The sequence below is a fragment of the Mesorhizobium sp. Root102 genome, assembly GCF_001425625.1.
In the GTDB taxonomy this organism is placed as follows: Bacteria; Pseudomonadota; Alphaproteobacteria; order Rhizobiales; family Rhizobiaceae; genus Mesorhizobium.
In genome coordinates this window covers 504,454-530,228 of sequence record NZ_LMCP01000001.1, presented here as the reverse complement: position 1 = coordinate 530,228, position 25,775 = coordinate 504,454, and the positions used below count along the sequence as shown (strand labels likewise).

Here is a 25,775-nt window from a genome sequence, read left to right as displayed (position 1 = left end):
CTAGCTCGTCCCGTCCAGCCGGTCGCGCAGCATGCTCCAGCCCAGCAGCAGGTTTGGTGCATGCCGCAGCACGGTATGGAACGGGATTGGCGCCGGCGCAGCAAAGGACAGCGGCAGGTCGCGCGCGTCGGTTCCAGCGGCCCAGTCCGCCAGCACCTTGCCCATCGCCGTGGTCATGGCGATGCCCCGGCCGTTGCAGGCGCGCCCGGCGATCAGGCCCGGCCCGAGGTCGATCAGGTGCGGCAGGAAATCAGGTTCGACCGCTGCCATTCCCGACCAGCTATAGGCAAGCGGCGGCAAGTCGGGCAGACCAAGATGCCGGCCAAGCCGCCGCCAGATCGTCTGCGGTACACGCGAGTCGGCGCCAGCGCCGAGAATATGCATGCCGCCGCTGATTAGACGGTTGTCCGCGTCGAAGCGGAAGGTGAAGAGATTTCGCCTGGTGTCGCCGACACCTTGCCCGCCGGGAAGCAACCCGCTGCGCACGTCACGAGGCAGTGGCGCTGTGGCGATCTGGAAAACCCTCAACGGAAAATAGGTTCGTTGCAATGACGGGTTGAGGGACCAGCCATAGGCGTTGGTGGCAATCAACACCTTTGCGGCGCGCACCGAACCCGTAGGCGTCTTCAGCACCCAGCCACCGGCCATGCGATCGACCGAGGTGACGCGCGTCTGCTCGAAGATCTTCGCGCCGGCCTTCTCCGCCGCATCGGCGAGCCCGCGCGCATAGGCGACCGGATTGAGCACGCCGCCGGAACGATCCATCCAGCCGCCGACATAGCCTGGCACACCCGTCAGTGCTTCGATTTCCTGCCGATCCAATGTGGCTGCCGGCCGGCCACGCTGTGCCCATTGACCGGCACGTGACTTGACCTTCTCGAAGGCGGCAGGCGAATGCGCCGGCTGGATCCATCCGTTCTGGACCGCGTCGCAGTCGATGCCGTGCTGCCGGATCAGGCGGAAGACCAGGTCGGCGCTGCCAGCGGCGAAATCGATAAGCCTTTCGCCGCGCGAAGGTCCGAGGTGGGCCAGTATGTCGGCCGGGTCCATCTTGGCGAAGTTCGGCACGACGAAGCCCGCATTCCTGCCGGTCGCGCCCCAGGCGATGAATTCGGCTTCGAGAAGGGCGACGGAAAGTCCTTTCCCGGCGGCGTGCAGCGCGGTTGAAAGGCCGGAAAAGCCGCCACCGACGATGGCCAGGTCGACATCGAGGTCGTCCTGCAGCGTCGGACGCTCGCGGCGGTTGCGGCTGACAGCATGCCACAGCGAAGCGCCTTGTGCCTCCTGCCGGACCACGGCATTCATGACCCGGAACTGCTCTCGCCCGCAGCGATCTTCGCCCGCTTGCTGAAGCGTGGCCGTCGCGGCCTGTCGCCGAACAGGCCGTTCGGCCGGATCAGCAGGATGACGCAGAGCATGACGCCGATGGCGGCGATCTGCAGCGCGGCGGCGCGAGCCTGTTGTTCCGGCGGGAACAGGATGCTGGTCAGCGTGCCCGATCCGGCCCATATCGCCCACACCAGGATGCTGCCGATGACGGCGCCGAGATTGCTGCCCGAGCCGCCGACGATCAGCATCACCCAGACCTGGAAGGTCAGGATCGGCAAATAATTGTCCGGCGCGATGAAGCCGGTGAAATGCGCCTGCAGCGCGCCGGCCAGCGCCATGATGGCGCCGCCGACGGCAAATGCCTGGACGCGGTAGAAACGCGCGCTCTTGCCAAGCGAGATCGCCGCCCGCTCATCCTCGCGCAGCGCCTTCAGGACACGTCCCCATGGACTGCGCGAAAGATGTTCCAGAGCGAGATAGGCGACCAGCGTGACCACCGAAACGACGGCGAGGTTCGACAAGTTGAACAGCAGCGGCGTCTCGGCAAGGCCGCCGAACGGGCGCGGGATGAAACCGATGCCGAATGGTCCGCCCGTCAGCTTCTGCGCATTGAGCGCGACCAGTTGCACGACGACTGCAACACCGAATGTGGTGATCGCCAGATAGTCGGATCTGAGCCGCAGCGTCGCCATGCCGGTAAGGGCTGCGGCGATGCCGCCGACGACCATGGCGCCGAGCCAGCCGACAAGGATCGGCAGGCCGAAGCCGCCAAGCCGTGCGGCATCGTCCGGTGTCGTCAGCAGCGCCGATGTATAGGCGCCAATGGCGACAAAGCCGGCAAGGCCGACATTGAACAGGCCGGTCAGACCCCATTGCAGATTGAGCCCCAGCGTGACCAGCGAGAAGATCAGCGCGGTGGTCAGGAAGAAGGCGCCGTAGCCGAGCAGGTCCATCAGCGTTCCCTCACACCAAACAAGCCGATCGGCCGCACGAACAGCACCGCCATCAGGATGATGAAGGAGACGGCGGCGCGCCATTCGGCGCCGATCAGCTGCACCGCACCGGCTTCGGCGAGCCCGATGATCAGGCCGCCGAGCACGGCGCCGGGGATGCTGCCGATGCCGCCGAGAATGGCGGCGGCGAACATCGGCAGCAGCATGTCGAAGCCCATGAACGGGCGGATCTGCACCAGAATGCCGATCATCACGCCGGCCACGCAGGCGAGCGCCCCGCCGATGACCCAGGTGACGCGCACCACGCTGGCGACGTCGATGCCGACGATGCGGGCCAGTGCCGCGTTCTGGCTCAAGGCCTGCATCGAGCGGCCGGTCTGCGTACGCGTCATCAACAGATGCACGCCGAGCACCAGCACCGCGGTCAGCAGCAGCAAGGCGATCTGGTCAGGCGTGATGCGGATGCCGAAGCCGACCGGCATGGCGATCTGGATCGCCCGGCTGAAATAGGTCGGCCGCGAGGTGAAGGTGAATTCGAGCAGGCTTCTCAGCGCCATCGAGGCGCCGAAGCTCGCCATCACCACGATGATCGCCTGCCCTTGCGAACGCAGCCGCGCGAACAGCACCTTGTCGAGCAGCAGCGCCAGGAGCGCGGTGAAGGCCATGCCGACGACCAGCGCGACAATCAGCGGCCAGCCAAAGGAGAGCGGTGCGATCGGCGCCACCTTGCCGAAGGTCGCGCCGATGGCGCTGACGACGGCCAGCGTCGCATAGGTGCCCCAGGCCATGAAGTCGCCATGGGCAAAGTTCGAGAAACGCAGGATCGAATAGGTAAGCGTCACGCCGATGGCGCCGAGGCCGATCATCGAACCCGTCAGCAATCCGTCGACGACAAATTGCAGGCTCATGCCGTGCCTCCTTTGCCGGCGTGCCCCGTCTTCTCTGCACCAAGCGGGCGCTGGCCGAGATAGAGTTCGGCGACGACCGGGTCGTTCCACAGTTCGGCGGCGATGCCCTCGTGCCGGTCCTTGCCCTCGACCAGCACATAGGCGCGGTCGCCGATGGCGAGCGCTGCTTTGGCGTTCTGTTCGACCAGTAGGATGGTGACGCCGGACTTGCGGATGCCGGCCAGCATCTCGAACACCGTCGAGACGAATTTCGGCGACAGGCCGGCCGACGGCTCGTCCAGCACCAGCACTTTGGGGTGGACGATCAGCGCTCGTGCGACGGCCAGCATCTGCCGCTGTCCGCCCGAGAGGTTGCCGGCGGCGGTGCGACGCTGGCGGACGAGGTCGGGGAAGGCTGCATACATCTCCTCGATGCGGGCAGGGATTTCGCGCCGTTCGAGGATGCCGCAGGCGACTTTCAGATTGTCCTCGACCGACATCAGCGGAAAGATGTTTTCGGTCTGTGGAACGAAAGCCAGCCCAAGCCGCACCATGGTGTGCGCGGGGGCGGCGGTGATGTCCTTGCCGTCCAGAAACACCGAGCCGCCGGTGATCGGGACGAGGCCGGCGATGGCCTTGATGAAGCTCGACTTGCCGGCGCCGTTGGGGCCGAGGACGACGACGATCTCGCCCTTTTTGACGGTGATCGAGGCGCCGCGCACGATCGGTACGCCGGGCTCGTAACCGGCTTCGAGGTCGCGGACATCGAGAACGATCTCGCTCATGCCGCGCCTCCAAGATAGGCCTCGATGACGCGCGGGTCGCGAGCGACTTCTTCGGCCGTGCCTTCGCTGAGCAGCTGGCCGCTCGCCATGACCAGGACGCGGTGGCAGAGCCGCGTCACCATGTCGATGTTGTGCTCGATCAGCAGGAAGGTGATGCCGCGCGCGTTGATGTCGCGGATGCGGTCGATGATGACTTCGAGCAGCGTCGCGTTGACGCCCGCGGCCGGTTCGTCGAGCAGGATGATCGCCGGATCGGCCATCACGACGCGGGCGAGTTCGAGCAGCTTGCGCTGGCCGCCGGAAAGCACGCGCGCCGGCTCATGTGCAAGGTGGGTGAGGGTAACCAACTCAAGCAGTTCGAGCGCCTTTGTCCTGGCGGCTCTTTCCTGTGCGGCGACGCGCCATGGCCTGACGAAATTTGCGAGCAGCTTCTCGCCGGCCTGACCCTGTGCCGCCAGCATGATGTTTTCGATCAGCGTCAGATTGGGCAGCGGGCGCGGGATCTGGAAGGTGCGGCCAAGGCCACGGCCGATGCGCAGATGTGCAGCTTCGCCCGAGACAGACGTGCCGTTGAGAAGAATCTCGCCGCTGGTCGGCAGGATGCTGCCGGCGAGCAGATCGAACATCGTCGTCTTGCCGGCGCCATTGGGGCCGATCAGGCCGAGGATTTCTCCCGCTTTGACGTCAAACGAGACGTTGTTGACCGCGACAAGGCCGCCGAACCGCCTGACGACATTCCTTGCCGTCAGAACCGGCGCGCGGGTTTCCCCTTGCCGCTTGGTTGCCTCGCTCATCAAACCCTCTGGCCGAAGACGATCGTTGCCGTCTCCTGATTATGATTTGTGATCACACTTGCTTTGATCACGCTATTCGGCTTTAATTTCATCCGCAAGCCGAAAACCGGCCAAGAACGGAATTCCATGCAAAAGGCTGCCATCGAAAAGAACAACGAGGCGATCGCGGCCCAGCTTGCGCCGGTCGGCCGCGAGACAGTGCAGGATCGTGTGTATTCCGAACTGCGCCGCGCCCTGATCGGCGGCCTGTTCGAGCCGAGTCAGGTGCTGACCATCCGGGGTTTGGCTGACGCCTTGGTCACCTCGACCATGCCGGTGCGCGAGGCGCTCGGCCGGCTGATCACGGAAAAGGCGCTGGAGGCGCTGCCCAACCGTTCGGTGCGCGTGCCGCCGATCACACTGGAACGCCTCGATGATCTCTTGCGTGCCCGCATCCTGATCGAGGGCGAGGCGATCGCGCTGGCCGCCGCCCGCATGGGTCCGCGCCAGATCGCCACCATCGAAACCATTCTGGGCGAATGGGACGAGATGCGGGCGCTGAAGCACAAGAAGGACGTCGATCGCGAAGTGACGCTCAACCAGAGCTTTCATTTCGAGATCTACCGCTCCTGCGGTTCGGCCGTGCTGATCCCGATGATCGAGAGCCTGTGGCTGCAATCGGGTCCCTGTATTCGTGTCGCCATCTATGCCTTCTCGGAAGCCGGCGAGGTAGACACCGCCCAGTACCACCGCCGCATCGTCACGGCGCTGGCCACGGGGGATGCGCAGGCGGCGCGCGAGTCGCTGGTCGCCGACATCAGCCGGCCCTTCACCTTCCTGCGCAGCAAGCTGCAGGCTGCCGCCGCGAAAGACCAGACATGACCTCCATCAGGATCACCGAGCCGCGCTCGAAGCTTTCCGTCACGGCGCTGTTGCTGCCCGGGAAAGCGCCGGAAAACGCTGCCTTCCTCAAGGCGTATCTCGGCACGCCACGTGTCGTGCCAGGCATCCATGCGATGTGGACGGGGCCGGAAATCTCCTGTCCGGTTCCCGCCGCCGATATTGAGGGCCAGGCCTATGCCAGGCCCTTGCCGGCCGAGAACGCGACGCTGACGCCGCAGCCAGGCGACATCGTGCTGTCCTATGTGCCGCCACGCATGTGGGGCGGCAACCCCAATGCGATCTTCGACATCGGCCTGTATTACGGGCAGGGTGCGCGGCTGCTGTTTCCGATCGGTTGGCTGGCCGGCAGCGTGGTGGCGCAGGTACGGGTCGAAGAGCGTGATCAGTTCGCCGCCGCTTGCGGTGTCATCCGCCGCAACGGCGCCTGCGATGTCACCTTCAGCCTGGTGGAGGCCTGAAATGGCCGACGACAGTTTCGAGCTGTTCGACCTTCGCGTCGAGGCGGTCATCCCTGAGGGCAAACCGATCTATTGCGGCGCCAAGGCCGGCGACTATTTCGAGCTCAAGGGCGAGATGCTGTCGATGCCTGCAGGGCAGGGGTTTTCGATTTATTCGATCTCCGCCGTGTTGCCGCTGCTGGCGGCCAAGCAGCGTCCTACCCACCCGAACGACTGGATGACCTCGGACGCCGAGATCGCCTGTCCCGATCCCAATTGCGCCAGCCGGCTGAGGATCGTCAGGCTGGCCAAGCGGCGGTTCAGCCACGCCGATACCACGGCCGTGCCGTTGCCGGAGGAGAATGACCTGAAATGACTGCCAAGACCTTCGAACTCGGCCCCGGCTACACCATCTCGCGCGTCATTCGCGGCGGCTGGCAACTGGCCGGTGGCCACGGCGCCATCGACCGCAGCCAAGCGGTGGCCGATCTGATCGCCACCTTCGATGCCGGCATCTGGACTTATGATTGCGCCGACATCTACACCGGCGTCGAGGAACTGATCGGCGCCGCTCGTCTGCGACTGGCCAGCGAGCGCGGCCTCGACGTTGCGGCCAGGATGAAGGTGCACACCAAGCTGGTGCCCGACCTTGAACGGCTGGCCACCATCAGCCGCGATTACATCAGGGGCATCGTCGACCAGTCGTTGCGGCGGCTGAAGACCGAGCGGCTCGATCTCGTCCAGTTCCACTGGTGGGATTATGACCAGCCTCGCTACGTCGAGGCCATGGGCTGGCTCAACGAGCTTCGGCTGGAAGGCAAGGTGCGCAATCTCGGCACCACCAATTTCGACACGCCGCGGCTTGCCGAAATCCTCGCCGCCGGCATCCCGCTGGTCAGCCAGCAACTGCAATATTCGGTGCTCGATCAGCGGCCGGGCACCAGCCTGGCGGCGCTGGCAAAACAGAACGGCGTCAGCTTCCTCTGTTACGGCTCGGTGGCCGGCGGCTTCCTCAGCGACAAATGGCTCGGTGTGGCGGAACCGGCCACGCCGCTCGAAAACCGCTCGCTGGTCAAATACAAGCTGATCATCGATGATTTCGGCGGCTGGGACTTGTTCCAGCAGTTGCTTCAGGCGCTGAAGGCCGTTGGCGACCGTCACGGCGTCGACCTTGCCACCATCGCCAGCGCCTGGGTGCTGGAGCAGCCGCAAGTGGCGGCCGTTATTGTCGGCGCCCGCAATCAGGCGCATGCGCTGGCCAATGCGGGCATCATGGACGTTGCGCTCGATGCCGAGGACCGGGCGCGGATAGCGGCCATCATCGCGCAAGGCGCCGGCCTCGAAGGCGATGTCTACACGCTGGAGCGCGACCGCCACGGCCGCCACGGTTCGATCATGCATTACAACCTCAATGCGGGGAAGAAATGAGCGGCGAACCCTCCCTGTTTTCGCGCGCCAGCGCCGAGGTCATCGACCTGCATCGCTTCTTCGTCGACTGGTTCGTCGCCGCGCGAGCCAACACGGTGGACTTCGGCCGCTTCGAAGGCGCCATGGGCGAAGACTTCGGCATGGTCGCGCCGGATGGGCAGATCCTCGATCGCCAAGCGGTCGTCGATCATGTTCGCACCAGCCGCGCCTCTTGTGACGACGGTTTCGCGATTTCGATCGAGGACATCCGGCCCGGCTGGCAGGACGCCGACACGATCGTCGTCTTCTACGTCGAGGCGCAGCTGCGCGCAGGCAAGCATAGCCGCCGCCAGTCGAGCGCCGTCTTCACCACCAGTTCATCGGCGCCCAACGGCGTCGAATGGCGACATCTGCATGAAACCTGGCTGCAGGTGCCGGAACGCTGAACAGGCTCCAGAGATCAGATACAGTTGAGTAACGAAAGGGGAACAACAATGACAAAGACGATACTCCAACTCACCACCGCGCTCGCCCTCGTGACGATGGCGGGTGCCGCGCAAGCCGCCGATTGCAAGATCACCGTCGGCCTCGTCATGGAACTGACCGGGCCTGCCGGCGAATACGGCCAGGCCGGCGCCAAGTCGGTCGAGATGGCCTTCCGTGACATCAACGCCGCCGGCGGCGTGCGCGGCTGCGATCTCGTCACCGACACGCGCGACAGCCAGAGCCAGGGCAACATCGCGGTCGATGCCGCCACGCAGCTGGTTCAGGTCAAAAAGGTCCCGGTCATCATCGGCGGCATCATCTCGTCGGTGTCGATCCCGATCCTGACCTCGGTCACGGCACCGGCCAAGATCGTCCAGGTCTCGCCGGCTTCGTCCTCGCCGACGCTGACGGCGCTCGGCCGCGACGGCAAGACCAACGGCATCTTCTTCCGCACCATCACCTCGGATGCGCTGCAGGGCGTCGCCGCCGCCAAATACGCCATCGACAAGGGCTTCAAGAAATTGTCGATCATCCATGTCAACAACGATTTCGGCGTCAACATGGTGGCCGAATTCTCGCGCGCCTACAAAGCGCTCGGCGGCACCATCGTCTCCGACACGCCTTACAATGAAAAGCAGTCGAGCTATGCCTCGGAAGTCACGGCGGCGATGGCCGGCGAACCGGACGGGCTCTATCTCGTCAGCACGCCGGTCGATGGCGCTACGGTTGCCCGCACCTGGATCTCGCAGGGCGGCGTGCAGAAATTCCTGCTCAACGACGGCATGAACAGCCCTGATTTCATCGAGTCCGTCGGCGCCGACTATCTGAAGGAAGCTTACGGCACCTCCTCCGGGACCAGCCCGACGGCCTCGACGGAGTATTTCACCAAGAACTACAAGGAATTCTCCGGCATCGAGCCGTCCAATCCGGCGGCCGACCGTTCCTATGATGCCGGCGCGATTGTTGGTCTCGCCATCGCCATTGCCGGCTCGGAGGATCCGGCCAAGATCAAGGACGCGATGTACAAGGCGGTCGATCCGGCCGGCACGCCGATCTTTGCCGGCAAGGAAGAGTTCACCAAGGCGCTCGGCCTCATCAAGGAGGGCAAGCCGATCCGCTACGAAGGCGTCATCGGCCCGGTCGCCTTCGATAAATATGGCGACATCACCGGCCCGTTCCGGCTGTGGAAGATCGTCGACGGCAAGGTGGCGACCGATGGCGAAATGACCACCGATGACGTCAACGCGTTGCAGGCGAAACTTCAGTAAGACAACGTATTCCCCGGTATCGATCACGATCCCATCGTGGTCGATACCGGACGATTGTCCTGTTTCGCATTACTGCGGACACGGACGACGTCGCTTTGCGTGGACGAGCGTTTGACCGGCAGGCGATCATCGATAGGATCGGCCGATGTCGCCTGAAATCCAACAGCTCCTGTCTGTTCTCGACAACCGGCTAGGTGCGGGCGGCGTGCTCGCTGGCGCGGATGTGGACCAGCGCTATCGTGACGATCCCGACGGCAAGCTGGGTGCGCTTCCCGAAGCGGTGCTGCGCCCGCGCGACACACAAGGCGTCGCGGCAGCACTCGCCGCATGCAACGATCTCGGACAGCCACTTGCCGTGCAGGGCGGACGCACCGGGCTGACAGGTGCTGCGCGTGTGCAGCCGGGTGAGGTGGTGCTGTCGCTGGAGCGGATGACCAGCCTCGCCGTTCCGGATCGCCGGGCTGCGAGCATCGTCGCTGAAGCGGGCGCGACATTGCAGGTAGTGCAGGAAGCAGCCGACGGCGCCGGGCTGATGTTCGGCATCGATATCGGCGCACGCGGTTCGGCCACGATCGGCGGCAATATCGCCACCAATGCCGGCGGTATCCGCGTGCTGCGCTATGGCATGTGCCGGGCGCAGGTTCTGGGGCTGGAAGCCGTGCTTGCCGACGGCAGCGTGCTGACGTCGCTCAAGGCCCTGCCCAAGGACAATTCCGGCTACGACCTCAACCAGTTCTTCATCGGCACGGAAGGGACGCTCGGCGTCGTCACACGCGCCGCGCTCAGGCTGCATCCCAAGCCGGCGTCCGAGGTCAACGCTTTCTGCGCGCTCTCCTCGCTCGATGCGGCGATCGCGCTGCTTGGGTTGCTGCGGCAAAAGCTCGGCCCGCTCCTGTCCGCCTATGAGGTCAATTTCGCACCGCTCTATGACTTTATGGTCGCCAGCATGGCCATGCCGGCGCCGCTGCCGGCCGGCTCGCCCGTCTATGTGCTGGCCGAGATCCAGGGCAGCGAGCCCGAACGTGACGGCGAGCGCTTCGCCGAGGTACTGATGCAGGGGGTCGAAGACGGTGTCATCGATGATGTGGTGGTCTCGCAGTCACCGCGCGAATTCCGGGCGCTGTGGGACGTGCGCGAAGACGCCAATCGCGTCCTGTTTTCGATCAAGGGTCTGATCAGCGTCGACGTCAGCATCCCGTTGGCCCGCATGGGAGCATTCCTGCGGGAAGCGGATATCGCCATCCATGCCGTGGATCCCGGCGCCGACATCTATGTCTTTGGCCATCTCGGCGACGGCAATCTGCACTATCAAGTCCTGACGGTCGATCCGGCGGTGGCATATGACATCGTCTATCGCGGCGTGGCAGCTGCCGGAGGTGGTGTTTCGGCCGAACATGGCATCGGCATCGACAAGAAGAAGTGGCTGCATCTGGTCCGCAGTGATGCCGAAATCGCCACGATGCGGCGGCTGAAGGCAGCGCTTGACCCCAGAAACATCCTCAATCGGGGACGGGTCTTCGACCTCAACCCAATCGCCTTCTCCCGATGACGATTGCCCGGCAACTCAAGTCCGTTCCGTCGCGACTTGCCTGGGGATGAGAAAACGGGCGGCGAGCACGCAGAGCAGCACGGTGAACATCAGGATCAGCGCCACCAGCGCATTGATGTCGGGTGAGAAACCAAGCCGCATCATCGCCCACAGCCTGACCGGCAGCGTGCTTTGCGTGCCGGTGACCAGGATGGTGATCATGGTCTCGTCGAACGACAGGGCGAAGGCCAGGATGGCGCCGCCGACGATGGCGCTCGACAGGTTTGGCAGGATAATGCGCCAGAACGTCTGCCAGCCCGTGGCACCGAGATCGTAGGACGCTTCGATCAGCGTGCGGCTCATCGACTGCAGCCGCATCAGCACCGTGCGGTAGACGATCGCCAGCACGAAAACCGTATGGCCGATGACGACCGTCAAAAGCGAACGTTCGAGGCCGATTTCGCGGAAGAAGATCAGCAGCGCCAGACCGCTGATGATCGGCGGCATCAGGAACGGCAGGAAGATGATGAACTGCAGCAGCGACCGTCCGGAGCGGCGACCGTGATAGTAGAGCGCCAGCAGCGTTCCGCTGACCACCGACAGGATGACGGTGCAGACACCGACGATCAGCGTGGTGCGCAAGGCAACCAATATGTCGTGATTTTCGGCCAGCGCGACATAGGTCGAAAGGGTCGGAGACGACCAGTCGACATTGCCATGCGAAATGGTGAAGAACGACGACACGATCGGTACGAACAGCGGGCTGTAGAGCAGCAGCGCAACCAGTGTCGTGATCGCGGCCAGAAAGATGGTGGACAGCCGGGGCAGGGCGCTCATACCGAAATCCCCCGATTGCGCCCGAAGCGTTCACCGATGAGGATCGCCGCGATCACCACGACTGCCAGCGCCACCGACAGCGCTGCGCCGAACGGCCAGTTGTAGGCCGTGCCGAACTGGCTGTAGAGGATGCGGCCGAAGGTGAAGCCGCTGATCCCGCCGACCATTTGCGGCGTCAGGAAATCGCCGATCGCCAGCACGAAGACGAAGCTCGCCGCAGAAGCGACGCCGGGCAGGCTGAGCGGCAAGGTGATGCGCAGGAAGGTCTGCAAGCCGCTTGCTCCGAGATCGTCGGACGCCCGCAGCAGCACCTGCGGAATCCGCTCCAGCGACAGGAAGATCGGCAGGATGGCGAAAGGGATCAAGAGCAGCGTCAGCGTCAGCAGGATGGCGTTCATGTTGAACACGAAAAGCGTCGACGGCTCCTGCAGGATGCCGAGCGCCACCAGCGCCTTGTTGAGGAAGCCGTTGAGGCCGAGGATGCTGCGGATCGCATAGATCTTGATGACGTAGCTCATCAGCAGGGGAACCAGCAGCAACATCAGTAAGGCATAACGCCACCGCCCTTTCAGCGTCGTCAGGAAATAGGCGGCGGGATAGGCAAGCAGGATGCAGATGATGGCCACCGAGACGCACAGCACGATGGTATTCCAGAACACCGGGAGAAAGATCGGATCGGTGAAGAACCTGATATAGTTGCCCAGGGACAAGCCGTAGACGATCGTGCCCTGGTCGACGCTGAAGAAACTGTAGCCGAGGAAGATCGCCAGCGGCACCAGGACGAAGATCACCGGCAACGCAAACGCCAGCACTGTCACCAGCAGCGACAGCCGTCTTTCGGCAGGCAGTGTCGAGCCGGTTTCGCTCATGCCAGCACCAGATGGCCTTCATGCGGCGCAAACGAGAGCGATACAGCCTCGCCGGATTTGAGCGCGCTGCCGTCGACCCGGCTCGGCACGCGCAGCCGCAAGCGTTGCGCGGCATTGTCGGCGCCAGCCGCGATGGTGACGACGGTCGACGAGCCAGCAAAGGCCATGTCGGAGATCGTGCCGGAAAAACGGTTGTCGGTGTCCTTTGCATCCGCAAGATGCAACGCTTCTGGACGGAACGCAGCGTAGGCGCCGGCGCCTTCCGCTGCGACCTTCAAATGCGGCTGGTCGCTGATCGAACAAATCAGGTGCCCGAGCGGTGTCTCGATCGATCTCAGCTCGCCCTGGATCGGTCCGAGTTTCCCGGCCACCAGATTGTTCTCGCCGAAGAAGCGCGCGACGAACTCGCAATTCGGCTTGTAGTAAAGGTCGTGCGGCGTGCCGAGCTGGCGGATATGGCCGGCCTCCATCACGCAGATCCGATCGGCCATGCCGATGGCTTCTTCCTGGTCATGGGTGACGAACAGGAAGGTGGTCTTGATTTCGCGCTGGATGGATTTCAGGAACTCCTGCATCTGCCGGCGCAGTTCGAGGTCGAGTGCGGCGAGCGGCTCATCGAGCAGGATCAGGCGCGGCTGGCAGATCAGCGCACGGGCGAGCGCGACACGCTGGCGCTGGCCGCCGGAGAGCTGCGCCGGAAAGCGGTCGGCGAAACGCCCGAGCTGGACCAACTCCAGCGCCTCCGCGACACGGCGCGCAATCTCCTTGCGCTGGATATGGCGAACCGAAAGCCCGTAGCCGACATTGCCGGAAACGGTCAGGTGCGGGAACAGCGCATAGTCCTGGAACACGGTGTTGAACGGCCGTCGGTTGATCGGCATGCGGCCGATGTCTTGCCCGTCAAGCCGGATCTCGCCTGACGTCAGCGGCTCCAGTCCGCCGATCAGCCGTAGCACCGTGGTCTTGCCGGAGCCCGAAGGCCCGAGCACGGTGAGGAACTCACCGTCCCGGATCGACAGGTCGATGTCGTGCAGCACAGGGACCGTGCCGTAGGATTTCGAGACGGACCGCAGCGTCAGCAGGTCGGTGTTTTGGTTCATGAGATACTCTCGCATACGCTTCGGCGGTCCGGAACCTCCGGACCGCCGGGTCCTTCGAAGGCACAGTGCGGAAATATCAGGGCGTCGCCTTGACCTCGTTCCACATGTCCGAACGCTTGAGCGGGTCCTCGACATTGTTGAGCCAGACCAGCTTGTCGTTGCCGCCGGCGCTGCCGGTTTCCGTCACCGTGTTGCCGAAGCCGGTGCGCTCGGAAAGCTCGCCGCCGACCTTCTTGCTCAGCATGAAGTCGATCCATTTCTCGGCCGCCGCATTGTCGCGGACACCCTTGGAAATGACCCAGTTGTCGAGCCAGGCAAGCGCGCCCTCGCTTGGATTGACGTAGGCGACATGGGCGCCGATCTTCTGCAGCGCCTTGACCTGCTGCTGGCCGTAATTGGCCCAGATCAGGGCCACATCATTGTTCTGGTAGATCTGCTGCGCCTCGTCGGCGGTGGTGTAGAAGCTCAGCACGTTGCGCTTGAGTTCGACCAGCTTGGCCTTGACCGCGGCCATCTGCTCTTCGTTGAGGTTGAACGGATCCTTGTAGCCAAGTGTCAGCGCGGTGAAGGAGAAATTGTGCTCGCCATTGTCGTATGCCAGCACCTTGCCCTTGTAGGCCGGGTCCCACAGAACCGACATCGAGGTCGGCGCCGGCTTGACCTTGTCGGTGTCGTAGATCAGGCCGATGGAGTCGAAGCAGAACGGAATGCCGTAGACCTTGCCATCCTTGGTGACGCCGCTCACCGCCGTCAGATCGCGGAAGCGCGGCAGCACTTCTTTCTGGTTGGCGAGCTTCGTGACGTCGATCGGCGACACCAGGTCGGCCTTGATATAGCGCTGCAGCTGGGCGGTGTTGACGGCGAAGACGTCGAAGTCCTGGCCTTCGCTGCCCTTGATCTTGGCCCAGATCTCGTCATCGCTGCCGATGAAGACGACATCGACGCCGATGCCGGTTGCAGCGGTGAAGTCCTTGACCCAGTCGGCATCGGCGTAGCCGTCCCAGGCCAGAACCCGCAGGTTCGCGGCGAGCGCCGCCGATGTCATCAGGCCGATGCCAAGCCCGATCGTTGCCATTCTCAGAAACAGTTTTTTCAGTCCCATTTTCAATCTCCCATTATCATTCTGGTGGACCGCACTTTCCGGACTTTCGCCGTCACAGCTGGGTGACAGCGACCAGTCCCTCGTCCGGCACCGACACCATCCGGTTGCGCAGTGGCTTGCCGAATGTCTGTGCCTGGATTTCATATTCGTCGCCGGAGGCCGTCTTGACGCCGGAGGCGTAGCTCATCACCGCGGCGCCGAAGAAATAGGCATGCAGGTCGCCCGCCCTGCGGTGCATCGGGTAGCGGAAATGGAAATGTTCGAGATTGGCGATCGAGTGCGACATGTGCGCTTCGCCCGACAGGAACTCCTGCTCCCAGATAACAGCACCGTCGCGCAGGATGCGCGAATGGCCGCGCACTTCGTCGGGCAGGTCGCCGATCAGCAGCTCCGGCCCGATCGAGCAGGAGCGCAGCTTGGAATGGGCGAGATAGAGGTAGTTCTCGGCCTCCGTCACATGGTCGGAATATTCGTTTCCGAGCGCATAGCCGATGCGGTAGGGACGGCCGTCCGGCCCATTGAGATAGAGGCCGACGATCTCGGCTTCTTCGGCGCCGGCGCGCGCGAAAGCGGGCATCGGCAGCGGCGCACCGGGCGGTACGACACAGGTGCCGACGCCCTTGAAGAACCATTCGGGCTGGATTCCGATCTGCCCGGCGGCGGGCTTGCCGCCTTCCAGGCCCATGCGGAAGATCTTCAGCGAGTCGGACTCCTCGGCGTCTTCGCCATGGGTCAGCACATGCATCTTGTCGCGTGCGGCGGCACTGCCGGTATGGGTCAGGCCCGTGCCAGTGACGAGGAAGCGCGCCGGTTCCGGGTGGTCGACCGGGGCCAGCACACGGCCATCGCGCAACAGTTGGTCGTAGTCGATCGTCGCTGTGCCGGTCCGCTTCTCGACCAGCGCTGCGATCGACGCGCTCTGGGCGATCGCCGCTTCGGCCAACTCCAGCACGGTGCTGGTCTTTTCGAGCGGGTGCAGATGATTGCCGTCATCCGAGACACGGCCAACCCGTCTCTTGCCGTCGGCCATTTTGAACTGAACAAGACGCATGAACTAACCTTCTTTCTTTGAAGCCGTACGGGTCACACCCAGCCCGCATCAACGATGAACTGCTGGCTCGTGCACATGCGGCTGTCGTCGGCGGCGAGGAACAGCGCCATGCGCGCGATATCGGAGGGTTGCAGCCGGTCGGGCAGGCACTGCCTTTCCGCGATCTGGCGTTCGCCGGCCGGGTTCAGCCAAAGGCGCATCTGGCGCTCTGTCATCACCCAGCCCGGCACCATGCAGTTAACGCGGATGCGTTCGGGGCCAAGCTCGCGGGCCAGCGCCCGCGTCATGCCGTAAACAGCGGCTTTCGCGGTGACATAGGCTGGGCAATCAGGATCGCCGACCATCCAGGTGATGGAGCCGAAATTGATGATCGACCCGCCGCCCAGCGTGCTCATCTGCGGACGCACCGCCTGCGCCGCGAAGAACTGGTGGCGCAGATTGACCGCCATGCGGTCGTCCCAGTAGGCAACCGTCACGTCCTTGGTCTGATGACGGTCGTCATTCCCGGCATTGTTGCACAGGGCCTGGATCGGGCCGTTGTGCTGCATCGCCTGCACGGTTGCCGCCTGCAACTCTTCGACGTTGCGCAGGTCGCAGGGAATGAACAGCGGTGTGGCATGTCCCTCGGCCGCGATCGCGTCGACCAGACGCCGTGAAGGCTCCTCGGCCATGTCGACGAAGGCGACGCGGCTGCCTTGCGCGCAGAAATGGCGCACCAGGCTTTCGCCGATGCCGCTGCCGCCGCCAGTTATAAAGACGCTGCGGCCCTTGAGGCTTGGATAGATCGCGTAGCCGATTTCATCAGTCATCGCGCGCCTCTCTAGTGCGAATGCCGAGGAATGCCGGCATCGCGCCGGCCGACGAGAAAGTCGAAATCGCAGCCCTTGTCGGCCTGCAGCACCCGCTCGACATAGAGGCTCTGATAGCCGCCTTCCGGCGGCGCCGGCGGCTTCCAGTCACGCCGGCGGATTGCGAGCTCTTCATCCGATACCAAAAGCTCCAGCCGGCGGCCGGCGACGTCGAGCTCGATAAGATCGCCGTCGCGCACCAGCGCCAGGGCGCCACCCGCGGCGGCTTCCGGCGCCACATGCAGCACCACGGTGCCGTAGGCGGTGCCGCTCATGCGCGCGTCCGAAATGCGAACCATGTCGGAGATGCCTTGCTTCAGCAGTTTGGCCGGCAGCGGCATGTTGCCGACCTCGGCCATTCCGGGATAACCGCGGGGCCCGCAGTTCTTGAGCACCATCACCGAGGAGGCGTCGATGTCCAACTCCGGATCGTCGATGCGGGTGTAGTAGTGCTCGATGTTCTCGAACACCACCGCCTTGCCGCGATGCTGCATCAGTTCGGGCGTTGCCGCCGACGGTTTGATGACCGCCCCGTCAGGCGCCAGATTGCCGCGCAGGATCGAGATGCCGCCCTCCTTGGTCAGCGGCTGGCTCAGCGGCCGGATCACCTCGCTGTTGTAGTTGGGCGCGCCGTCGATCAATTCACCGATGGTCTTGGCGCTGACGGTCATGGCGTCGCGATGAAGAAGCCCCACTTCATCAAGCGACGCCATGACCGCAGCTAGCCCCCCGGCGTAGTAGAAATCTTCCATCAGGAACCGGCCCGACGGCATCAAATCGACAATCGTTGGAACGTCACGGCCAAGGCGATCCCAGTCGTCGAGGCTGAGATCGACACCGACCCGGTTGGCGATGGCGATCAGATGCAGCACCGCGTTGGTCGAGCCGCCGATCGCGCCGTTTACGCGAATGGCGTTCTCGAACGCTTGCCTGGTGAGGATCTGCGCGATCGTAACGTCCCTGCGGACCAGATCGACGATCTGGCGTCCGGCCATCTGGGCGAGCACGCCACGGCGCGAATCCACCGCCGGGATCGCGGCATTGTCCGGCATGCCGATGCCCAGCGCCTCGACCATGCTGGCCATGGTCGAAGCCGTCCCCATCGTCATGCAGCTGCCGGCCGATCGACTCTGGCCCTGCTCGGCGGCGAGGAAGTCGGCGACCGGCATCCGGCCGGCCTTCACTTCTTCGGCGAATTTCCAGACATGCGTGCCCGAGCCGATATCCTGTCCGCGGAACTTGCCGTTGAGCATTGGCCCGCCGGAAACCGCGATGGTCGGCAGGTTGCACGACGCAGCGCCCATCAAGAGTGCAGGCGTGGTCTTGTCGCAACCGACCAGCAGGATGACGCCGTCGATAGGATTGCCGCGGATGGACTCTTCGACATCCATGCTGGCCAGATTGCGAAACAGCATGGCGGTGGGGCGCATGTTGCTCTCGCCCAGTGACATCACAGGGAATTCGAGCGGCAAGCCGCCGGCTTCATAGACGCCGCGTTTGACGTGATCGGCGAGCGCGCGCAGGTGGGCATTGCACGGGGTCAATTCGGACCAGGTGTTGCAGATGCCGATCACCGGGCGGCCGTCGAAAGCGTCGGCGGGGATGCCCTGGTTCTTCATCCAACTGCGGTGCATGAAGGCGTTCTTGCCTTCACCGCCGAACCACGCCTGGGAACGCAGCTTGCGTTTCTTGTCCGTCACGATGCCTCTTCCCGATCCTGGCGACGCTTGTTGCGGTTCTCGACGCTGCGGCGCACGTCTTCCTCGGCATTGTCGATGAGCACCAGCAATGCCTTTTGCGCGCCGATCGCGTCGCCGGCGGCAATCTTCTCGGCCACTTCCCGATGCAGCGGCAAAGAATGGCGCTGCCCGTCCGGATTGTCGTTGGAGAGGCGAAAGCTCATCACCAATGCGGTTTCGACCAGTGCCGCCAGTGAGCCGATCAGCTCGTTGCCGGTCATGCGCAGAATGGTCTGATGGAACAAAAGGTCTGGCTTGGCGAAGCGGTCGCCATCGTCGACAACCGCTTCCATTTCGGCCAGCGCGGCATTGATCTCGGCAATCTGCGCCGGTGTGGCGCGCTGGGCCGCGAGGGCGGCCGACATCGGTTCGATGGCGCGCCGCAGCTCGAACAGCGCCCGGACATCCTCGGCGCTGACGCCGCTGGCGTAGCGCCATGACAGGACGTCCGGATCGAGGAAATTCCAGTCGGAGCGGGGACGCACCCTTGTGCCGGTCTTCGGCCGCGATTCGACTAGCCCTTTGCCGGCCAGAACCTTGATCGCCTCGCGCAGAACTGTGCGGCTGACCCCCAGCATCTCGCTGGAATCGTCGGCATTGGGCAGTGCCTCGCCGGGCAGGAAATCGCCTTGCACGATGCGCAATCCGATCTGCTCGACAACAGTCGCATGCAACGCCGTAGAGCCGCTGGAGACCGCCACTGCAACCCTTGACGTGCGCGCAGCGCTGAAAGATTTCTTATTCCTCATACTATTCATATGATATGTCTTATAGGCGTTGCGAGTGGAGTCAAGGGATGGGGGAGTGCCGATGACAAAGAATTCCGCTGCCGTTGCCGGGCAGCACCAAGCGCTGGTCTCGATCAGCGATCGCATTGCGACAGTTGAAATTGCTCCGGCCGCCGGCGGCGCGCTGGCATCGTATCGCTGGCGGCAAAACGGATCCGTCATGGACTGGCTGCGCCCTGCGGATCAGGCGGCGATCGACAGCCGCGATGCCGGCGCCATGGCCTGCTTCCCGCTGGTTCCCTATTCCAATCGCATAAGGGGCGGGCGGTTCGAATTCGCGGGCCGCGCCGTCGAGTTGCCGACCAGCTCCGACGATCCTCATCACGAGCATGGCCATGGCTGGCGTCGGCCATGGACAGTCGTGCGGCACGAAGCCAGCACCACCGTCCTATCCTATCGCCATGCCGCCGATTCCTGGCCGTGGAACTATGAAGCAAGGCAAGCGATCTCGCTTGTCGATGGCGGGCTGGTCATTGCCATCTCGCTGCGCAACCTGTCGGATGCGCCGATGCCGGCAGGCTTCGGCCTCCATCCCTATTTCCCGTCGACGCCGTGGACACATATCCAGGCGCGGGTGTCCGGCATGTGGGAGACCGACGCGGAAATCCTTCCCACCCGGCACGTCCTGCCGCTCGCTGGCTCCAACCCGACCACGGGCTTCGACGTGTCGGAGACGGATTTCGACACGGTCTTCACCGGATGGGCGCGCCGCGCCCGGATCTCCTGGCCGGAGCATGGGCGGCAACTGGACATCGAGGCCGAGGCGCCGCTCGATTTCCTCGTGCTCTACACACCGCCCGGCGAGCCGTTCTTTTGCGCCGAGCCGGTCAGCAACATCACCGATGCCTTCAACCGCAAAGGTGACGCTGGCATCGACACCGGCTGCATCGTGCTGGCACCCGGGCAGATGCGATCCGCAAGCGTTCGCTTCACGCCTTCCCAGGCGATCTGATCATCAAATCGACCGCCCAAGCGAGGCCGGGTCAGAAGGGATAATGTTGGCCCGGATCCTCGATCGTCACCCAGCGCAAATCGGTGAACTCGGCGATCGAGGCCTTGCCGCCGAAGCGGCCATAGCCTGAGCCCTTGACGCCGCCGAACGGCATCTGCGGCTCGTCGCCGACGGTCGGGCCGTTGATGTGGCAGATGCCGGCTTCGATGCGCGCGGCGACGGCAAACGCGCGCTTGATGTCGCGGCTGAAAACGGCTGACGACAGGCCATACTCGGTGTCGTTGGCGACACGCACGGCCTCATCCTCGCCCTTCACCCGGATCAGCGGCTTGACCGGTCCGAAGGATTCTTCGGCGTAGACGCGCATCGCCGGCGTGACATGGTCGAGCAATGTCGCCTCCACCACGGTGCCTGTGCGCTTGCCGCCTGCCACCAATTTGGCGCCCTTGGCGACAGCATCGGCGACGAGATCCTCCATCTTGTCGGCCGCTTGGCTGCTGATCAGCGATCCCAGCACGACATGGCCGCGCGGATCGCCGGCCGGCAGTTGCGAGGCGCGGGCAGCCAGCTTGGAAACGAACTCGTCGGCGACCTTGTCATCGACGATCAGGCGCTCGGTCGACATGCAGATCTGACCCTGATGCATGAAGGCGCCGAACGTGGCCGCGTTGACCGCCGCGTCGATGTCGGCATCGTCCAGCACCAGCAGCGGCGCCTTGCCGCCGAGTTCGAGCAGCGCCGGCTTCAGATGCCGTCCAGCGAGTTCGGCGATGATCCTGCCGACCTTGGTCGAGCCGGTGAAGTTGACACGCTTGACCGAGGGATGCGCGACCAGCGCCTCGACAATGCCGGCGGCATCCTTGGGATCGTTGGTGACGACATTGATGACGCCCTTGGGCAACCCTGCTTCGACCAGCACCTGGCCGATCAGCCGGTGCGTACCGGGGCACATTTCGGAGGCTTTCAGCACCACCGTGTTGCCGCAGGCGATCGCCATCGCCACGGCGCGGGTGCCAAGAATGACCGGCGCGTTCCACGGCGCGATGCCGAGGCAGACGCCGGCCGGCTGGCGGATCGCCATGGCCAGCGTGCCCGGCTTGTCCGAAGGGATGATCTCGCCGGAAATCTGCGTCGTCATCGCCGCCGCCTCGCGCAGCATGTTGGCCGCCAGCATGACGTTGAAGCCAGCCCAGGGGCCGGTCGCACCGGTCTCTTCCATCATCAGCTTGGTGAATTCGCCGACCTTGGACGCCATCACGTCAGCAGCCTTTGACAGCAAGGCGCGGCGCTCGCCAGGCCCGGTCTTCGACCATGCTGGGAAGGCGGCCGTTGCAGCTTCGACCGCGGCATTGGCGTCGGCGATGCTGGCCGCGGCGGCGCGTGTCGCCAGTTTGCCGGTGAACGGATCCATGCGGTCGTAGGAGGCCGAGCCGGACGCATCCCTTTTGTCGCCGTCGATCAGAAGTCCGATATCCATTGTAGTCTCCATCGCTCCGATTAGGCTTCCTGGTTAGAAGCCGAGCACTTCGGCATTGATCGACGCCTCGAGGCCGCCGTCGACCGGCACGTTGGCGCCGTTGATCCAGCGCGCCCCATCCGAGCACAGGAACAGCACGACAGGGGCGATATCGCCCGATGTGCCGGCGCGCCCAACCCTGGCGATGTCGCTGTCGACACGGGCGTCGCCGAGCACGGTGCGGAACTGTTTCAGGATCGGCGTCTCGACCGGTCCGGGGCTCACCGCATTGACGCGGATGCCACGCCGTCTGAACAGATCATTATGCGCCGCGCGGAAGGTCCACAACAGCAGCAGTTCCTTCGAGACGGGATAGCCTTCCTCGTTCTGGACAGCATGGTCTTCGACCACCTTGGCGACATCGGGAAACCCCTCGATGCCGACCATCGTGGCGGCGCGGTTGAGATTGGCGCGCCAGCCGTATCCGGCAATCGACGCAACGTTGACGATGGCGCCGCCTTCACGAAGTCTTGGCGCCAGGCCTTCCGACAGAGCCCGCAGCCCGAAGAAATTGACAGCCAGCGTCGACGCCGCGCCGGTGTTGCCGGAGAGGCCGGCGACGTTGCAGAGCGCGTCGAGGCGCTGCGGCAGGCGAGCGATCAGCTCGTCGACACCGGCCTTCGACGAGATATCGGCCTCGACGAAGCTGCCGCCCGGAGCAGTCGGCTCACGCACATCGACACCGATCACGTCGGCGCCAACCTGGCCGGCAAGTTCCGCCGTGCGCGCGCCGATGCCGGAGGCGACACCGGTGATGAGGATCGTCTTGCCGAAAAGCATGGTCATGCCTTCTCCCGATATGGTGTGGCTTGCGGTGGCGAAGGCATTGCATCGCCATCGGCGGCGGCTGGGAACCTGACGCGGTAACCGACCGGCAGCAGGCGAAGCCCAAAACGCTCCTCGATCGTCCCCCACAGGCCGCGCGGCAGGAAAAGCGAGAACAGCACGGCGGTGGCGCCGAGCCCGACCAGGTACCAGACGCCGATGCCGCCGAACCACGTCTCGATGAGGAAGAACACCAGCGCGCCCAGAATGGCGCCCTCGAACGTGCCGATGCCGCCGACCAACACCATGAAGATCATGTAGGCGGTCCACTGGACATTGAAATAGGTCTTCGGCTGAAAGGTGATCGAGGTCGCCAGCCACAGCGCCCCGGCAATGCCGATGCCGAAGGCGGCAAGCACGAACAGCAGCCGCTTGGTGCCGGTGACGCGCACGCCGACCGACGCGGCGGCATCCTCATTGTCGCGGATCGCCCGGATCGCAGCACCGGTGCTGCCGCGCAGCAGGCCAAACAGGATGGCGAGCAGGGCGGTCATCGACGCCAGCGCGAGCCAGTAGATCGCTGCCCGCCTGGCGCCCGCGTCATAGACATTGAGCGAGATCAGCGATGTGCCGGTTTCGCCCTGCACCAACCGGTCGAGATTGACCAGAAGATGCGTCAGCGCCGCGATCACCCACATGCCGATGGCGAACTCGCCATTCCTCAGCCGCAGCATGAACAGCGAGAGCGGCCAGGAGACGGCGCCGACAATAATTCCGGAGGTGAACAGTGCGAGGAACGGGTTGATGCCGGCATCGGCCAGCCGGATGGCGAAATAGGCGCCGAGCCCGAAGAACACCTGTTGGCCGACCGAGACCAGGCCGCCGAAGCCGGCCAGCGCGTTCCACATCGCCGCCAGGATCACATAGATGAACAAAGCCGTGATCCGGTCGACCGCGCCGGCCGACAGGAAGTGCGGGGCAACTGCAAGCAGCGCGATGATGACAGCCACCGCAATCGCGGCGATGCGCGACGTCGCCGTGCCGCGCTCGATGACTGGCGAGGTCGAGACGGCGCTCATGTTGGCTTCCTCGTGGGCAAGCGCTGCAGGCCGCGCAGGCCGAGGCCCGAAGTGGAGAGCCGAATGAACAACACGATCAGGAATGCGACATGGCCGCCGATCAGAAAACCTTGCGGATGCACCTGCGCGCCGAGTGTCTGCGCAAGCGCCAGCACGATGCCGCCGATCAGCGTTCCCCACAGCGACCCGGCGCCACCGATGACTGCCGCCTCGAAGGCGAACAGCAGTTGCGGTGCGCCGGCATAGGGATCGAAGGTGGAGCGCATGCCGAGGAATGCGCCGGCAAGGCCGACCGTGACCATGGCGATGGAAGCGGCGATGGCATTGGCGCGGCGCGCGTCGACCCCGACCAGGCCGGCTGTATCCGGGTCCTCCGAGGTGGCGCGGATTGAGCGTCCGAGCCTTGTGTGGGTCAGGAACAATTGCAGCCCACCCAACAGGATGACGGCACTGGCGAACATGATCACGGCGAGCTTGCCGACATAGATGCTGCCCGGCCATTCCCAGGAATCATAGGACAGGCTGCCGATATAGGGCGCCAGCGAACGCGTATCGGCGCCGAACTGCTCGAAAAGCAGGTTGTCGATGACGATGGCGAGGCCGAACGTCGTCAGGATCGGCAGCAGGGCTCCGCCGCGCGCGCTGCGTTCAAGCAGGAAGCGCTGCAGCACCCAGCCGATCGCCGCCATCAGCGGCAGCACGATGAGCAGGCCGACAAAGGGTGAGATGTGGAACCGCGCGGCGAGCCACCACAGGGCAAAGGCGGCGAACACGGCAAGGCTGCCATGGGCGAGGTTGATGATGCGCATCACCGAAAACATGAAGGACAGGCCGCAGGCGATCAGCGCGTAGTAGCCGCCGAGAAGGATGCCCTGGATGATCTGGTTGCTCATGCGGGAACGCTCCCGGGGCTTTTCCGGTGCAGCCCGAAATAGGCCTTCGTCACATCCTCGCGCGAAACTGCCTTGCTCGGCCCTTCGAGCGCGACACGCCCTTCGAGCATGCAGATAACCCTGTCGGAAACCGCGAGGGCGCGGTTGAGGTCCTGTTCGACGAGGATGATGGTCGTGCCTGAAGCGATCAGCCCTTGCAGTGCGGCATAGACACGGTCGACGATCAGCGGCGACAGGCCGAGCGAGACTTCGTCGAGCAAAAGCACGTCGGGATTGCTCATCAGCGCGCGGCCGATCGCCGTCGCCTGCTGCTCGCCGCCTGACAGATGGCCCGTCTTGGCATGGCGGCGCGGCTTCAGATTGGGGAACATCTCCAGCACCTTGTCGACGCTCCAGTCGCCCGGCCGGCCGGCGGTCTTGCCAAGCAGAAGGTTCTCCTCGACCGTCATCTGCACGAACAGTTTTCGTCCCTCCGGCACCAGTGCAATGCCCATGCCGACACGCCTGTGCGATGGCACATTGCTGAGATCGGCACCGCTGAGCAGCACGCGGCCGGCCGCCGGGTGATGCGCGCCGGCGATTGCCCTCAGCAGCGTCGTCTTGCCTGCGCCGTTGGCGCCGACCAGTGCCAGCGTTTCTCCGCGTTCGATCGTAAAACTCACACCACGTACCGCTTGCAGCAAGCCATGCCGCACAACCAGGTTCTCGACCGAAAGCAGGCTCATTTCGGGCCTCCGCCGAGATAGGCTCGCACGACCTCGGGGTCGGCCATCACCGTTTGCGGATCGCCATCGGCGATGATCTTGCCGGCGTCCATGCAGATCAGCCGCTCGGCCACCTGCAGGAGAATATGGACGATGTGCTCGATCCAGACGATGCCGATCTTGCGCCGGCGCAATTCCTTGATCGTGTCTACGAGTTCGCCGGCTTCACCGTCGGTCAACCCGCCGCCGATCTCGTCCAGCAAAAGCAGTGTTGGTCTTGCGGCAAGCGCGCGCGCCAGTTCCAGACGCTTGCGGTCGAGCAGGCCGAGCGTTTCGGCGCGCCGGTTGGCAACGCCGAGCATGCCGCACAGTTTCAAGGAGCCGAGTGCTTCCTCATAGGCCTCGTCGCGGCCAAGGCCGGCGCCATGCGAAGCGGCGACGAAGACATTCTCGAAGGCGGTCATGCCGCTGAACGGTTTCGGCACCTGGTGCGTGCGCACCAGGCCGAGCCGGCAGCGCTGCATCGCCGATAGCGGCGTCACCTCGCCACCCTTGAAGGTGACCGTACCCGAGCTTGGTGGAAAGGCGCCGGCCAGCACGCTGAGCAGCGTGGTCTTGCCCGCGCCGTTCGGGCCGACGATGCCGACAGCCTCGTTGGCAGCCATGCTGAAATCGACGGCATCCAGCACCACAAGCGCGCCGAAGCGCTTGCAGATACCGGCGGCAGCGAGGATCGCCTGTTGCTGCGGATGGGTCACCAGGCGATCCTCGTCAGC

Annotated in this window: 27 protein-coding genes; 8 read left to right on the top strand and 19 right to left on the bottom strand. The window is 64.4% G+C overall.

Translation table 11 applies throughout. The annotated features are described in order from the left end of the window. Genes ASD12_RS02480 through ASD12_RS02460 form a run of 5 tightly spaced genes read right to left on the bottom strand, consistent with a single transcriptional unit; the run spans position 1 to position 4,748 of the window. A complete protein-coding gene (locus ASD12_RS02480) occupies positions 1-1,305 on the bottom strand; it encodes an FAD-dependent oxidoreductase (protein ID WP_056581619.1) in 1,305 nt (434 codons plus the stop codon). Beyond that, positions 1,302-2,285 (bottom strand): branched-chain amino acid ABC transporter permease, encoded by a 984-nt coding sequence (locus ASD12_RS02475; RefSeq protein WP_056581931.1) that lies wholly within the window; start codon positions 2,283-2,285, stop codon positions 1,302-1,304. The genes ASD12_RS02480 and ASD12_RS02475 overlap by 4 nt, the downstream gene beginning before the upstream one ends. Further along, positions 2,282-3,190 carry a branched-chain amino acid ABC transporter permease gene (locus ASD12_RS02470; protein ID WP_056581615.1) on the bottom strand — a complete coding sequence of 303 codons (909 nt, stop codon included), beginning with the start codon at positions 3,188-3,190 and terminating at the stop codon, positions 2,282-2,284. Before ASD12_RS02470 ends, ASD12_RS02475 begins: the two co-directional genes overlap by 4 nt. Then, positions 3,187-3,954 (bottom strand): ABC transporter ATP-binding protein, encoded by a 768-nt coding sequence (locus ASD12_RS02465; protein WP_056581612.1) that lies wholly within the window; start codon positions 3,952-3,954, stop codon positions 3,187-3,189. The genes ASD12_RS02470 and ASD12_RS02465 overlap by 4 nt, the downstream gene beginning before the upstream one ends. Beyond that, entirely contained in the window at positions 3,951-4,748 is a 798-nt protein-coding gene (locus tag ASD12_RS02460; protein WP_056581609.1) for an ABC transporter ATP-binding protein, read from the bottom strand. The genes ASD12_RS02465 and ASD12_RS02460 overlap by 4 nt, the downstream gene beginning before the upstream one ends. A 126-nt stretch (positions 4,749-4,874) precedes the next feature. Here ASD12_RS02460 and ASD12_RS02455 point away from each other — a divergent pair, with 126 nt between their 5' ends. The 7 genes from ASD12_RS02455 to ASD12_RS02425 all read left to right on the top strand — a co-directional run bounded on the left by ASD12_RS02455 (position 4,875) and on the right by ASD12_RS02425 (position 10,777). Beyond that, a complete protein-coding gene (locus ASD12_RS02455; protein ID WP_082525230.1) occupies positions 4,875-5,609 on the top strand; it encodes a GntR family transcriptional regulator in 735 nt (244 codons plus the stop codon). Beyond that, entirely contained in the window at positions 5,606-6,088 is a 483-nt protein-coding gene (locus ASD12_RS02450) for a DUF3830 family protein (RefSeq protein ID WP_056581606.1), read from the top strand. Before ASD12_RS02455 ends, ASD12_RS02450 begins: the two co-directional genes overlap by 4 nt. Before the next feature lies 1 nt (position 6,089). Further along, complete coding sequence (locus ASD12_RS02445; protein WP_056581605.1) at positions 6,090-6,443, top strand: TIGR04076 family protein; 354 nt, start codon at positions 6,090-6,092, stop codon at positions 6,441-6,443. Beyond that, positions 6,440-7,495, top strand: a complete 1,056-nt coding sequence (locus ASD12_RS02440) for an aldo/keto reductase (protein WP_056581604.1) — start codon at positions 6,440-6,442, stop codon at positions 7,493-7,495. The genes ASD12_RS02445 and ASD12_RS02440 overlap by 4 nt, the downstream gene beginning before the upstream one ends. After that, entirely contained in the window at positions 7,492-7,920 is a 429-nt protein-coding gene (locus tag ASD12_RS02435; protein WP_056581601.1) for a hypothetical protein, read from the top strand. Before ASD12_RS02440 ends, ASD12_RS02435 begins: the two co-directional genes overlap by 4 nt. Before the next feature lie 48 nt (positions 7,921-7,968). Beyond that, positions 7,969-9,228, top strand: a complete 1,260-nt coding sequence (locus tag ASD12_RS02430) for an ABC transporter substrate-binding protein (protein ID WP_056581599.1) — start codon at positions 7,969-7,971, stop codon at positions 9,226-9,228. A 145-nt stretch (positions 9,229-9,373) separates the two neighbouring features. Then, entirely contained in the window at positions 9,374-10,777 is a 1,404-nt protein-coding gene (locus ASD12_RS02425) for an FAD-binding oxidoreductase (protein ID WP_056581596.1), read from the top strand. Between the two features lie 15 nt (positions 10,778-10,792). On the opposite strand, the gene ASD12_RS02420 is transcribed toward ASD12_RS02425, so the two are convergent. The 8 genes from ASD12_RS02420 to ASD12_RS02385 form a co-directional block, all read right to left on the bottom strand. After that, entirely contained in the window at positions 10,793-11,593 is an 801-nt protein-coding gene (locus ASD12_RS02420; protein ID WP_056581592.1) for an ABC transporter permease, read from the bottom strand. Beyond that, a complete protein-coding gene (locus ASD12_RS02415) occupies positions 11,590-12,462 on the bottom strand; it encodes an ABC transporter permease (protein ID WP_056581591.1) in 873 nt (290 codons plus the stop codon). The genes ASD12_RS02420 and ASD12_RS02415 overlap by 4 nt, the downstream gene beginning before the upstream one ends. Then, positions 12,459-13,562 carry an ABC transporter ATP-binding protein gene (locus tag ASD12_RS02410; protein WP_056581590.1) on the bottom strand — a complete coding sequence of 368 codons (1,104 nt, stop codon included), beginning with the start codon at positions 13,560-13,562 and terminating at the stop codon, positions 12,459-12,461. Before ASD12_RS02410 ends, ASD12_RS02415 begins: the two co-directional genes overlap by 4 nt. Before the next feature lie 76 nt (positions 13,563-13,638). Then, positions 13,639-14,664: an ABC transporter substrate-binding protein gene (locus tag ASD12_RS02405; RefSeq protein ID WP_056581589.1), complete on the bottom strand. Its 1,026-nt coding sequence runs from the start codon at positions 14,662-14,664 to the stop codon at positions 13,639-13,641. 52 nt (positions 14,665-14,716) lie between these two features. Further along, positions 14,717-15,715 (bottom strand): AraD1 family protein, encoded by a 999-nt coding sequence (gene araD1 / locus ASD12_RS02400; RefSeq protein WP_056581587.1) that lies wholly within the window; start codon positions 15,713-15,715, stop codon positions 14,717-14,719. A 32-nt stretch (positions 15,716-15,747) separates the two neighbouring features. Then, the gene (locus ASD12_RS02395) at positions 15,748-16,524 is read right to left on the bottom strand and encodes an SDR family oxidoreductase (protein ID WP_056581585.1); all 777 of its coding nucleotides are present in this window, start codon (positions 16,522-16,524) and stop codon (positions 15,748-15,750) included. Positions 16,525-16,535: 11 nt separating this feature from the next. Then, entirely contained in the window at positions 16,536-18,263 is a 1,728-nt protein-coding gene (locus tag ASD12_RS02390; protein ID WP_056581582.1) for an IlvD/Edd family dehydratase, read from the bottom strand. Next, complete coding sequence (locus tag ASD12_RS02385; protein ID WP_082525196.1) at positions 18,260-19,003, bottom strand: FadR/GntR family transcriptional regulator; 744 nt, start codon at positions 19,001-19,003, stop codon at positions 18,260-18,262. The genes ASD12_RS02390 and ASD12_RS02385 overlap by 4 nt, the downstream gene beginning before the upstream one ends. 109 nt (positions 19,004-19,112) lie before the next feature. On the opposite strand from ASD12_RS02385, the gene ASD12_RS02380 reads away from it, so the two are divergent. Next, complete coding sequence (locus ASD12_RS02380) at positions 19,113-20,042, top strand: aldose 1-epimerase (RefSeq protein ID WP_056581576.1); 930 nt, start codon at positions 19,113-19,115, stop codon at positions 20,040-20,042. A 31-nt stretch (positions 20,043-20,073) separates the two neighbouring features. Here the strand turns inward: ASD12_RS02380 and ASD12_RS02375 are convergent, their stop codons facing one another. From ASD12_RS02375 to ASD12_RS02350, 6 genes are read right to left on the bottom strand one after another with little or no spacing between them, the layout of a single operon-like run. Then, positions 20,074-21,519 (bottom strand): aldehyde dehydrogenase, encoded by a 1,446-nt coding sequence (locus ASD12_RS02375; protein WP_056581573.1) that lies wholly within the window; start codon positions 21,517-21,519, stop codon positions 20,074-20,076. 33 nt (positions 21,520-21,552) lie between these two features. Continuing rightward, positions 21,553-22,338: a coniferyl-alcohol dehydrogenase gene (locus ASD12_RS02370; RefSeq protein WP_056581929.1), complete on the bottom strand. Its 786-nt coding sequence runs from the start codon at positions 22,336-22,338 to the stop codon at positions 21,553-21,555. A gap of 2 nt (positions 22,339-22,340) precedes the next feature. After that, positions 22,341-23,402, bottom strand: a complete 1,062-nt coding sequence (locus ASD12_RS02365) for a branched-chain amino acid ABC transporter permease (RefSeq protein ID WP_056581570.1) — start codon at positions 23,400-23,402, stop codon at positions 22,341-22,343. Beyond that, the gene (locus ASD12_RS02360) at positions 23,399-24,295 is read right to left on the bottom strand and encodes a branched-chain amino acid ABC transporter permease (RefSeq protein WP_056581564.1); all 897 of its coding nucleotides are present in this window, start codon (positions 24,293-24,295) and stop codon (positions 23,399-23,401) included. The genes ASD12_RS02365 and ASD12_RS02360 overlap by 4 nt, the downstream gene beginning before the upstream one ends. Next, a complete protein-coding gene (locus ASD12_RS02355) occupies positions 24,292-25,020 on the bottom strand; it encodes an ABC transporter ATP-binding protein (protein WP_056581562.1) in 729 nt (242 codons plus the stop codon). The genes ASD12_RS02360 and ASD12_RS02355 overlap by 4 nt, the downstream gene beginning before the upstream one ends. Beyond that, a complete protein-coding gene (locus ASD12_RS02350) occupies positions 25,017-25,760 on the bottom strand; it encodes an ABC transporter ATP-binding protein (RefSeq protein ID WP_056581558.1) in 744 nt (247 codons plus the stop codon). Before ASD12_RS02350 ends, ASD12_RS02355 begins: the two co-directional genes overlap by 4 nt. Positions 25,761-25,775 lie beyond the last annotated feature (15 nt).